Source organism: Streptococcus sp. 10824, assembly GCF_013276595.1.
Lineage (GTDB): Bacteria > Bacillota > Bacilli > Lactobacillales > Streptococcaceae > Streptococcus > Streptococcus pseudopneumoniae.
This window is the reverse complement of the sequence record NZ_VMLH01000024.1, coordinates 23,455-35,142: the sequence shown is the minus strand read 5'-3', so window position 1 is coordinate 35,142 and position 11,688 is coordinate 23,455. Positions and strand designations below refer to the sequence as shown.

The following is an 11,688-nucleotide window of genomic DNA, read 5'->3' as shown; positions in this document are numbered from 1 at the left end:
GATTTTCATTGAGTATTAGGAAAAAGGAGATGAAGATGAAATTTGGGAAACGTCACTATCGTCCGCAGGTGGATCAGATGGACTGCGGTGTAGCTTCATTAGCTATGGTTTTTGGCTACTATGGTAGTTATTATTCTTTGGCTCACTTGCGAGAATTGGCTAAGACGACTATGGATGGGACGACGGCTTTGGGCTTGGTCAAGGTGGCAGAGGAAATTGGTTTTGAGACGCGAGCAATTAAGGCGGATATGACGCTCTTTGACTTGCCAGATTTGACTTTTCCTTTTGTTGCCCATGTTCTTAAGGAAGGAAAATTGCTCCACTACTATGTGGTGACTGGGCAGGATAAGGATAGCATTCATATTGCCGATCCAGATCCTGGGGTGAAATTGACCAAACTGCCACGTGAGCGTTTTGCGGAAGAATGGACAGGAGTGACTCTTTTTATGGCACCTAGTCCAGACTACAAGCCTCATAAGGATCAAAAGAATGGTCTGCTCTCTTTTATCCCTATATTAGTGAAGCAGCGTGGCTTGATTGCCAATATCGTTTTGGCAACACTCTTGGTAACCGTGATTAACATTGTGGGTTCTTATTATTTGCAGTCTATCATTGATACCTATGTGCCAGATCAGATGCGTTCGACGCTGGGGATTATTTCTATTGGGCTGGTTATTGTCTATATTCTCCAGCAGATTTTGTCTTACGCTCAGGAGTATCTCTTACTTGTTTTGGGGCAACGCTTGTCGATTGATGTGATTTTGTCCTATATCCAGCATGTTTTTCACTTGCCCATGTCCTTCTTTGCGACACGCAGAACAGGGGAAATCGTGTCTCGTTTTACAGATGCCAATAGTATTATTGATGCGCTGGCTTCGACCATCCTTTCGATTTTCCTAGATGTGTCAACGGTTGTCATTATTTCCCTTGTTTTATTTTCACAAAATACCAATCTCTTTTTCATGACCTTATTGGCGCTGCCTATCTACACAGTGATTATCTTTGCTTTTATGAAGCCGTTTGAAAAGATGAATCGGGATACCATGGAAGCCAATGCGGTTCTGTCTTCTTCTATCATTGAGGACATCAACGGTATTGAGACTATCAAGTCTTTGACCAGTGAAAGTCAGCGTTACCAAAAGATTGACAAGGAATTTGTGGATTATCTGAAGAAATCCTTTACCTATAGTCGGGCAGAGAGTCAGCAAAAGGCTCTGAAAAAAGTTGCCCATCTCTTGCTCAATGTCGGCATTCTCTGGATGGGGGCTGTTCTGGTCATGGATGGTAAGATGAGTTTGGGGCAGTTGATTACCTATAATACCTTGCTGGTTTACTTTACCAATCCTTTGGAAAATATCATCAATCTGCAAACTAAGCTTCAGACAGCGCAGGTTGCCAATAACCGTCTGAATGAGGTTTATCTGGTAGCTTCGGAGTTTGAGGAGAAGAAAACAGTTGAGGATTTGAGCTTGATGAAGGGAGAGATGACCTTCAAGCAGGTTTACTATAAGTATGGCTATGGTCGAGACGTCTTGTCGGCTATCAATTTGACGATTCCCCAAGGCTCTAAGGTGGCTTTTGTGGGGATTTCAGGGTCAGGTAAGACGACTTTGGCCAAGATGATGGTTAATTTTTACGACCCAAGTCAAGGGGAGATTAGTCTGGGTGGTGTCAATCTCAATCAGATTGATAAAAAGGCTCTGCGTCAGTATATCAACTATCTGCCTCAACAGCCCTATGTCTTTAACGGAACGATTTTGGACAATCTTCTCCTTGGAGCCAAGGAGGGGACGACTCAAGAGGATATCTTACGGGCGGTGGAATTGGCAGAGATTCGGGAGGATATCGAGCGTATGCCCCTGAATTACCAGACAGAATTGACTTCGGATGGGGCAGGGATCTCAGGTGGTCAACGTCAGAGAATTGCTCTGGCGCGTGCTCTCTTGACAGATGCGCCGGTCTTGATTTTGGATGAGGCGACTAGCAGTTTGGATATTCTGACAGAGAAGCGAATTGTCGATAATCTTATGGCTTTAGACAAGACCTTGATTTTCATTGCTCACCGCTTGACCATTGCTGAGCGGACAGAGAAGGTTGTTGTCTTGGATCAAGGCAAGATTGTCGAAGAAGGAAAGCATGCTGATTTGCTTGCACAGGGTGGATTTTACGCCCATTTGGTGAATAGCTAGAAAGAGGAGAGGATGAAACCAGAATTTTTAGAAAGTGCGGAGTTTTATAATCGTCGTTACCATAATTTTTCCAGTCGGGTAATTGTCCCCATGTCCCTTCTGCTCGTGTTTTTGCTTGGATTTGCAACATTTGCAGAGAAGGAGATGAGTTTGTCTACTAGAGCTACTGTCGAACCTAGTCGTATCCTTGCAAATATCCAGTCAACTAGCAACAATCGTATGCTTGTCAATCATTTGGAAGAAAATAAGCTGGTTAAAAAGGGAGAACTGTTGGTTCAATATCAAGAAGGGGCAGAGGGTGTCCAAGCGGAGGCCTATGCTAGTCAGTTGGACATGCTCAAGGACCAAAAAAAGCAATTGGAGTATTTGCAAAAGAGCCTGCAAGAAGGGGAGAACCACTTTCCAGAGGAGGATAAGTTTGGCTACCAAGCCACCTTTCGCGACTACATCAGCCAAGCAGGTAGTCTTAGGGCTAGTACATCGCAACAAAATGAGACCATCGCGTCCCAGAATGCAGCAGCTAGCCAAACCCAAGCCGAAATCGGCAACCTCATCAGCCAAACAGAGGCTAAAATTCGTGATTACCAGGCAGCTAAGTCAGCTATTGAAACAGGTGCTTCCTTGGACAGTCAGAATCTAGCTTACTCTCTCTATCAGTCCTATAAGTCTCAGGGCGAGGAAAATTCGCAATCTAAGGCCCAGGCTATTGCGCAGGTTGAAGCGCAGCTTTCTCAGTTAGAATCTAGTCTTGCTACTTACCGTGTCCAGTATGCAGGTTCAGGTACCCAGCAAGCCTACGCGTCAGGCTTAAGCAGTCAATTGGAGTCTCTCAAATCCCAACACTTGGCAAAGGTTGGTCAGGAATTGACTATTTTAGACCAGAAAATCTTGGAGGTGGAGTCAGGTAGGAAGGTACAGGGAAATCTTTTAGACAAGGGGAAAATTACGGCAAGTGAGGATGGGGTGCTTCATCTTAATCCTGAGACCAGTGATTCTACCATGGTAGCAGAAGGTGCCCTACTAGCCCAACTCTATCCATCTTTGGAAAGAGAAGGAAAAGCCAAGCTAACAGCTTATCTAAGTTCAAAAGATGTAGCAAGGATCAAGGTCGGTGATTCTGTTCGCTATACTACGACTCATGATGCCAAGAATCAATTTTTCCTAGATTCTACTATTACAAGTATTGATGCGACAGCTACTAAGACTGAGAAAGGGAATTTCTTTAAAATCGAGGCGGAGACTAATCTAACTTCGGAGCAGGCTGAAAAACTTCGATATGGGGTGGAAGGTCGCCTGCAGATGATTACGGGCAAGAAAAGTTATCTGCGTTATTATTTGGATCAATTTTTGAACAAAGAGTAATGTTCGTGTTTTTAGAGTTAAATGATTTTAAAACTGTGAGAAAGATTCTTCTTGCAGTTTTTTCTTTATGATTTTTGACGTCACTACGCTATTTATTCGGTTAAATTCTTGTATTTTTTGGTTTTTTATGGTAGAATGTGCTCAAGTAATACGAAAGGCGAACTTTAAAATGTCAAAACAATTGATCTATTCGGGAAAAGCTAAAGATATCTATACAACAGAGGATGAAAATCTTATTATTTCAACTTACAAGGACCAGGCGACTGCTTTCAATGGTGTCAAGAAGGAGCAGATTGCAGGTAAGGGAGTCTTGAATAATCAGATTTCATCTTTTATTTTTGAGAAGTTAAATGCAGCTGGTGTAGCGACTCACTTTGTGGAGAAGCTTTCAGACACGGAGCAACTCAATAAAAAGGTTAAGATTATTCCTTTGGAAGTCGTGCTCCGAAACTACACGGCTGGTTCCTTTTCAAAACGTTTTGGTGTAGACGAAGGAATCGCATTTGAGACTCCGATTGTCGAATTTTACTATAAAAATGATGATTTGGATGACCCGTTTATCAATGACGAACATGTGAAATTCCTACAGATTGCGGATGACCAGCAAATCGCCTACTTGAAGGAAGAAACTCGTCGTATCAATGAACTTTTGAAGGTCTGGTTTGCTGAGATTGGACTTAAGTTGATTGACTTTAAGCTAGAGTTCGGTTTTGACAAGGATGGCAAGATTATCTTATCAGATGAATTTTCACCAGATAACTGCCGCTTGTGGGATGCGGATGGCAACCACATGGATAAGGATGTTTTCCGTAGAGGATTGGGAGAACTAACCGACGTTTATGAAGTTGTTTGGGAGAAGTTGCAAGGTTTGAAATAATCTGTTTGCAACGGAAAACCTTCGTCTCTCAACTAAAAGGACTCAGGCTGAAAAGGTCCCCCAGACCTTTTCACTCCGTAGGGGATTAGGAGAGCTAACAGACGTTTATGAGATTGTTTGGGAAAAGTTGCAGGAATTGAAATAACAACCTCAAGGTCGTTGGGAACATTGCAAGAGCTGAAATAAAGGAATAAGGATTGATGGATAAACGTATTTTTGTTGAAAAAAAGGCTGATTTTCAGGTCAAGTCAGAGAGTTTGGTGAGAGAACTCCAGCATAACTTGGGACTTTCAAGCTTGAAAAGTATTCGTATTGTGCAAGTCTATGATGTCTTTGATTTGGCGGAGGACTTGTTTGCACCTGCAGAGAAGCACATCTTCTCTGAGCAGGTGACCGACCATGTTTTAGATGAAGTATCTGTGCAGGCGGATCTTGCTAACTATGCTTTCTTTGCCATTGAAAGCCTGCCAGGGCAGTTTGACCAGCGTGCAGCTTCTTCGCAAGAAGCCTTGCTTTTGCTGGGAAGTTCGAGTGATGTAACGGTCAATACAGCACAATTGTATTTGGTCAATAAGGATATTGATGCGACTGAGTTGGAAGCGGTCAAGAACTACTTGCTCAACCCAGTTGATTCTCGTTTCAAGGACATCACGACAGGGATTGCCAAGCAGGAATTTTCTGAGTCAGACAAGACCATTCCTAAATTGACTTTCTTTGAAAGCTATAGGGCAGAAGACTTTGCTCGCTACAAGGCCGAGCAAGGGATGGCCATGGAAGTGGATGATTTGCTCTTTATCCAAGACTACTTTAAGTCAATCGGGCGCGTGCCGACTGAGACGGAACTCAAGGTGTTGGACACTTACTGGTCTGACCACTGCCGTCACACGACTTTTGAGACAGAGTTGAAACACATCGACTTTTCAGCTTCTAAATTCCAAAAGCAATTGCAGTCAACCTATGACAAGTATATTGCCATGCGTGATGAGTTGGGCCGTTCTGAAAAACCACAAACCTTGATGGATATGGCGACTATTTTCGGTCGTTATGAGCGTGCTAATGGACGATTGGATGATATGGAAGTTTCTGACGAAATCAATGCCTGCTCAGTTGAAATTGAAGTGGACGTTGATGGTGTGAAAGAGCCATGGCTCCTCATGTTCAAGAACGAAACCCACAACCATCCAACAGAGATTGAGCCATTTGGTGGGGCTGCTACCTGTATTGGTGGAGCCATTCGTGATCCGTTGTCAGGTCGCTCATATGTCTACCAAGCTATGCGTATCTCGGGTGCAGGTGATATTACAGCACCAATCTCTGAAACGCGTGCTGGTAAATTGCCACAACAAGTTATTTCTAAAACAGCTGCTCACGGTTATTCTTCATATGGTAACCAGATTGGGCTTGCAACAACCTACGTTCGTGAGTACTTCCACCCAGGTTTCGTTGCTAAGCGTATGGAGCTAGGTGCCGTTGTCGGTGCGGCTCCTAAGGAAAATGTCGTCCGTGAAAAACCGGAAGCGGGAGATGTGATTATTCTCCTTGGAGGTAAGACTGGACGTGATGGTGTCGGTGGTGCGACAGGTTCTTCTAAGGTTCAAACGGTTGAGTCTGTGGAGACTGCTGGTGCTGAGGTTCAAAAAGGAAATGCCATCGAAGAACGCAAGATTCAGCGCCTCTTCCGTAATGGCAATGTCACTCGTCTGATCAAGAAGTCCAATGACTTTGGGGCAGGCGGCGTCTGTGTGGCTATCGGTGAATTGGCAGACGGTCTTGAAATCGACCTCAACAAGGTGCCTCTTAAATACCAGGGCTTGAATGGTACAGAAATTGCCATCTCTGAATCACAAGAACGGATGGCGGTCGTGGTTCGTCCTGAAGATGTGGATGCCTTCGTTGCCGAATGTAACAAAGAAAATATTGATGCTGTTGTGGTGGCGACAGTAACTGAAAAACCAAATCTTGTCATGCACTGGAATGGTGAGACAATCGTTGACTTGGAGCGTCGTTTCCTTGACACCAATGGTGTGCGCGTGGTTGTCGATGCCAAAGTTGTGGACAAGGATGTCAAACTCCCAGAAGAGCGTCAAACATCTGCTGAAACACTGGAATCAGATACCCTTACGGTTCTATCTGACCTCAACCATGCAAGTCAAAAAGGATTACAGACTGTCTTTGACTGCTCTGTTGGACGCTCAACGGTTAATCACCCACTTGGTGGTCGTTACCAACTCACACCAACTGAGGCATCTGTGCAGAAATTGCCAGTTCAACACGGTGTGACTCATACTGCGTCGGTCATTGCTCAAGGTTTCAACCCATATGTAGCTGAATGGTCTCCATACCACGGTGCTGCTTACGCGGTTATCGAAGCAACTGCTCGTTTGGTGGCTGCTGGTGCCAACTGGTCTAAGGCTCGTTTCTCTTACCAAGAATATTTCGAGCGGATGGACAAGCAAGCAGAGCGTTTTGGTCAGCCAGTAGCCGCCCTTCTAGGCTCTATTGAAGCTCAGATTCAACTTGGCTTGCCATCTATCGGTGGTAAGGACTCCATGTCTGGTACCTTTGAAGAATTGACCGTTCCGCCAACCTTGGTTGCCTTTGGGGTGACGACGGCAGATAGCCGTAAGGTGCTCTCTCCAGAATTTAAAGCTGTTGGGGAAAATATCTACTACATCCCAGGTCAAGCCCTCTCTGCAGAGATTGATTTTGACTTGATTAAGAAAAATTTTGCTCAGTTTGAAGCAAGCCAAGCTGACCATAAAGTGACATCTGCATCAGCTGTCAAATACGGTGGTGTAGTTGAAAGTTTGGCTCTTGCTACCTTTGGAAACTATATTGGTGCAGAGGTGACCTTGCCTGAACTTAAAACAGCTTTGACAGCTCAATTAGGCGGCTTTGTCTTCACATCTCCTGAAGAAATTGCTGGAGTAGAGAAGATTGGACAAACGAAAGCAGACTTTACACTGACTGTCAACGGTGTGAAGCTAGATGGACACAAGCTTGACAGTGCATTTCAAGGGACATTGGAAGAAGTTTACCCAACAGAATTTACCCAAGCGAAAGAACTAGAAGAAGTACCAGCTGTGGCATCAGATGTTGTGATTAAAGCCAAAGAAAAGGTTGAAAAACCTGTGGTTTACATCCCAGTCTTTCCAGGAACCAACTCAGAATATGATTCAGCTAAGGCCTTCGAAAAAGAAGGTGCAGAGGTCAATTTGGTGCCATTCGTGACCTTGAATGAAGAAGCTATTGTCAAGTCAGTTGAAACTATGGTTGACAATATCGACAAGACTAATATTCTCTTCTTTGCCGGTGGATTCTCGGCTGCGGATGAACCAGATGGTTCAGCTAAGTTTATCGTCAATATCCTGCTTAATGAAAAAGTGCGTGTGGCTATTGATAGCTTTATCGCCCGTGGTGGCTTGATTATCGGTATCTGTAATGGATTCCAGGCCTTGGTCAAATCAGGCCTTCTTCCATACGGGAATTTTGAAGATGCTAGCAGTACCAGCCCAACCCTTTTCTACAATGATGCCAACCAACACGTGGCCAAGATGGTGGAAACTCGGATTGCCAATAGCAACTCGCCATGGTTGGCTGGTGTGCAAGTAGGCGATATCCACGCTATTCCTGTTTCGCACGGTGAGGGGAAATTTGTCGTGACGGCCGAGGAATTTGCAGAGCTCCGTGACAATGGCCAAATTTTCAGCCAATACGTTGATTTTGACTGCAAACCAAGTATGGATTCTAAGTACAATCCGAATGGTTCCGTCCATGCCATTGAAGGAATTACCAGCAAGAACGGTCAAATCATTGGTAAAATGGGACACTCAGAACGTTATGAGGATGGTCTTTTCCAAAATATCCCAGGAAATAAAGACCAGCACCTGTTTGCGTCAGCGGTTAAATACTTTACTGGAAAATAAGACTTGCAGATTTTCTAATAGATAGTATCAGTAATGTAAAAGTCATGTAGATTTAGCTCTTGGTGCTACACAAATAAAAATTAGGTATATAAAATGACATACGAAGTAAAATCTCTTAATGAAGAATGTGGTGTTTTCGGTATCTGGGGACATCCAGATGCTGCTAAATTGACCTATTTTGGTCTCCATAGTCTTCAGCACCGTGGTCAGGAGGGGGCAGGAATCCTCTCCAACGATCAGGGACAATTGAAGCGCCATCGTGACATGGGACTTTTATCAGAAGTCTTCAGAAATCCTGCTAATTTGGATAAATTGACGGGAACTGGTGCGATTGGGCATGTGCGTTACGCGACTGCTGGCGAAGCTTCTGTAGATAACATCCAGCCCTTCCTCTTCCGTTTTCACGATATGCAGTTTGGTTTGGATCATAATGGAAATCTGACCAATGCAGCCTCTCTCAAGAAAGAATTGGAACAAAGAGGAGCAATTTTCAGCGCGACTTCGGACTCTGAAATCTTGGCTCACCTCATTCGTCGGAGTCACAATCCGAACTTGATGGGCAAAATCAAAGAAGCGCTCAGCCTTGTCAAAGGTGGTTTTGCCTATATCTTGCTGTTTGAGGATAAGTTGATTGTTGCCCTTGACCCCAATGGCTTCCGTCCCCTTTCTATCGGGAAAATGGCCAACGGAGCGGTGGTTGTTTCCTCTGAAACCTGTGCTTTTGAGGTTATTGGTGCAGAGTGGATTCGTGATTTGAAGCCAGGTGAGATTGTGATCATTGATGACAAGGGCATCCAGTATGATAGCTATACGGATGATACTCAGCTCGCGATTTGTTCTATGGAGTATATCTATTTTGCCCGCCCTGATTCTAACATTCATGGTGTCAATGTTCATACGGCACGGAAACGTATGGGTGCCCAATTGGCGCGTGAATTCAAGCATGAGGCGGATATTGTAGTCGGTGTACCCAATTCTTCACTCAGCGCAGCTATGGGATTTGCGGAAGAGTCTGGGCTACCAAATGAAATGGGCCTCATCAAGAACCAATACACCCAACGTACCTTTATCCAACCGACTCAAGAATTGCGGGAGCAAGGAGTGCGGATGAAACTCTCTGCTGTTTCAGGCGTTGTAAAAGGCAAGCGTGTGGTTATGATTGATGACTCTATTGTACGTGGGACGACCTCTCGTCGTATCGTTCAGCTATTGAAAGAAGCGGGAGCGACTGAAGTTCACGTTGCTATTGGAAGTCCAGCGCTAGCTTATCCATGCTTCTATGGGATTGATATCCAGACCCGTCAGGAGCTGATTGCGGCCAATCATACGGTCGAAGAAACGCGCCAAATCATTGGTGCGGACAGTCTGACCTACCTTTCCGTTGAGGGGTTGATTGATTCAATTGGTATTGAAACGGATGCGCCAAATGGTGGTCTCTGTGTCGCTTATTTTGATGGTGATTACCCAACGCCTCTCTATGACTACGAAGAAGACTATCGTAGAAGTTTGGAAGAAAAGACCAGTTTTTACAAATAGATCACAGATTCTCCATTAAAGAAAAGGAATATAAAAATGACAAATAAGAATGCTTATACTTCACGTCTCACTATTGACTAAAAGCTAAAGCATTTGTCAGTAGACGCTTTGTCTTATAGGATCAAAGCTAGAGCCCTGACTAGTATTTTTAGATAAAATAATTGTTTATCTAAAAATACGTCGCAGTCTTTCCCAAAAAAAGAAAAGGAAAAATAAAATGGCAAATAAAAATGCGTACGCTCAATCTGGTGTGGATGTTGAAGCGGGTTATGAAGTTGTTGAACGGATTAAAAAGCACGTGGCTCGTACGGAGCGTGCAGGTGTCATGGGAGCTCTGGGTGGCTTTGGTGGTATGTTTGACCTTTCAAAGACTGGGGTTAAAGAACCTGTCTTGATTTCAGGGACTGATGGTGTCGGAACCAAGCTCATGCTGGCTATCAAGTACGACAAGCACGATACCATCGGTCAGGACTGTGTGGCCATGTGTGTCAATGATATCATTGCTGCAGGTGCGGAGCCCCTCTATTTCCTTGACTACGTAGCGACAGGGAAGAATGAACCAGCTAAGCTAGAACAAGTTGTCGCTGGTGTGGCAGAAGGTTGTGTGCAGGCAGGCGCTGCCCTCATTGGTGGGGAAACGGCTGAAATGCCTGGCATGTACGGCGAAGATGACTATGATTTGGCTGGTTTTGCGGTCGGTGTGGCCGAAAAATCTCAAATCATTGACGGTTCAAAAGTGGCAGAGGGAGATGTTCTTCTCGGACTTGCTTCAAGTGGGATTCATTCCAATGGTTACTCTCTCGTCCGTCGTGTCTTTGCGGATTACACAGGTGAGGAAATCTTGCCAGAATTGGAAGGCAAGCAACTCAAGGAAGTTCTTCTTGAGCCGACTCGTATCTATGTCAAGGCTGTTTTGCCACTCATCAAGGAAGAGTTGATCAACGGCATTGCCCACATCACAGGCGGTGGCTTTATCGAGAATGTCCCTCGTATGTTTGCAGCTGACTTGGCTGCTGAGATTGAGGAAGACAAGGTTCCAGTTTTACCGATTTTCAAAGCCCTTGAAAAATACGGTCAGATCAAACACGAAGAAATGTTTGAAATCTTCAATATGGGTGTGGGACTTATGCTAGCAGTTAGCCCTGAAAATGTAAGTCGTGTCAAGGAATTGTTGGATGAACCAGTCTATGAAATTGGTCGTATCGTCAAGAAAGAAAACGAAAGTGTCATCATCAAATGAAAAAAATAGCAGTTTTTGCCTCTGGTAATGGCTCAAATTTTCAGGTGATAGCGGAACAATTTCCAGTAGAGTTTGTCTTTTCAGACCATCGTGACGCCTATGTGCTCGAACGTGCAGACAAGCTTGGTGTCCTGTCCTACGCTTTTGAACTCAAGGAGTTTGAGAACAAGGCAGACTACGAAGCGGCCCTTGTCGAACTCTTGGAAGAGCACCAGATTGACTTGGTTTGTCTAGCAGGCTACATGAAAATTGTTGGGCCAACCTTATTGGCAGCCTATGAAGGCCGAATCATCAACATTCATCCAGCCTACCTGCCAGAATTTCCAGGAGCTCATGGGATTGAGGACGCTTGGAATGCTGGTGTTGCTGAGAGTGGCGTGACCATTCACTGGGTGGACTCAGGTGTAGATACAGGGAAGATTATCAAACAAGTGCGTGTGCCACGGCTGGCTGATGATACCATAGAAAGCTTTGAAGCTCGCATCCATGAGGCAGAGTACAAGCTCTATCCTCAAGTGTTGGAGAGTTTAGGGGTGGGGAGAAGATAAGAAGTAAATC

General features: G+C 44.6%; 8 protein-coding genes. All 8 read left to right on the top strand.

Annotated features, from left to right (window positions below; translation table 11 throughout):
* Window positions 1-35: 35 nt before the first annotated feature.
* The 8 genes from comA (at window position 36) to purN (ending at window position 11,678) form a co-directional block, all read left to right on the top strand.
* The gene (comA, locus tag HT701_RS02790; protein WP_172931205.1) at window positions 36-2,189 is read left to right on the top strand and encodes a peptide cleavage/export ABC transporter ComA; all 2,154 of its coding nucleotides are present in this window, start codon (window positions 36-38) and stop codon (window positions 2,187-2,189) included.
* 12 nt (window positions 2,190-2,201) lie between these two features.
* Complete coding sequence (gene comB, locus HT701_RS02785; RefSeq protein WP_119919938.1) at window positions 2,202-3,551, top strand: competence pheromone export protein ComB; 1,350 nt, start codon at window positions 2,202-2,204, stop codon at window positions 3,549-3,551.
* A gap of 169 nt (window positions 3,552-3,720) precedes the next feature.
* Window positions 3,721-4,428 carry a phosphoribosylaminoimidazolesuccinocarboxamide synthase gene (purC, locus tag HT701_RS02780; RefSeq protein ID WP_000043297.1) on the top strand — a complete coding sequence of 236 codons (708 nt, stop codon included), beginning with the start codon at window positions 3,721-3,723 and terminating at the stop codon, window positions 4,426-4,428.
* Between the two features lies 1 nt (window position 4,429).
* A complete protein-coding gene (locus HT701_RS11825) occupies window positions 4,430-4,573 on the top strand; it encodes a phosphoribosylaminoimidazolesuccinocarboxamide synthase (protein WP_079211609.1) in 144 nt (47 codons plus the stop codon).
* A 55-nt stretch (window positions 4,574-4,628) separates the two neighbouring features.
* A complete protein-coding gene (locus HT701_RS02770; RefSeq protein ID WP_172931204.1) occupies window positions 4,629-8,354 on the top strand; it encodes a phosphoribosylformylglycinamidine synthase in 3,726 nt (1,241 codons plus the stop codon).
* A gap of 93 nt (window positions 8,355-8,447) precedes the next feature.
* Window positions 8,448-9,890, top strand: a complete 1,443-nt coding sequence (gene purF, locus HT701_RS02765; RefSeq protein ID WP_172931203.1) for an amidophosphoribosyltransferase — start codon at window positions 8,448-8,450, stop codon at window positions 9,888-9,890.
* Between the two features lie 217 nt (window positions 9,891-10,107).
* A complete protein-coding gene (gene purM / locus HT701_RS02760; protein WP_119919941.1) occupies window positions 10,108-11,130 on the top strand; it encodes a phosphoribosylformylglycinamidine cyclo-ligase in 1,023 nt (340 codons plus the stop codon).
* Window positions 11,127-11,678 (top strand): phosphoribosylglycinamide formyltransferase, encoded by a 552-nt coding sequence (purN, locus tag HT701_RS02755; RefSeq protein WP_119919942.1) that lies wholly within the window; start codon window positions 11,127-11,129, stop codon window positions 11,676-11,678. Before purM ends, purN begins: the two co-directional genes overlap by 4 nt.
* Window positions 11,679-11,688: the final 10 nt, after the last annotated feature.

What these genes read in the sequence shown, in the direction of transcription:
- comA (WP_172931205.1), top strand. Translation starts at nt 36, where the DNA reads ATGAAATTTGGGAAACGTCACTATCGTCCGCAGGTGGATCAGATGGAC.
- purC (WP_000043297.1), top strand. Translation starts at nt 3,721, where the DNA reads ATGTCAAAACAATTGATCTATTCGGGAAAAGCTAAAGATATCTATACA.
- purN (WP_119919942.1), top strand. Translation starts at nt 11,127, where the DNA reads ATGAAAAAAATAGCAGTTTTTGCCTCTGGTAATGGCTCAAATTTTCAG.
- purF (WP_172931203.1), top strand. Translation starts at nt 8,448, where the DNA reads ATGACATACGAAGTAAAATCTCTTAATGAAGAATGTGGTGTTTTCGGT.
- comB (WP_119919938.1), top strand. Translation starts at nt 2,202, where the DNA reads ATGAAACCAGAATTTTTAGAAAGTGCGGAGTTTTATAATCGTCGTTAC.
- purM (WP_119919941.1), top strand. Translation starts at nt 10,108, where the DNA reads ATGGCAAATAAAAATGCGTACGCTCAATCTGGTGTGGATGTTGAAGCG.
- HT701_RS02770 (WP_172931204.1), top strand. Translation starts at nt 4,629, where the DNA reads ATGGATAAACGTATTTTTGTTGAAAAAAAGGCTGATTTTCAGGTCAAG.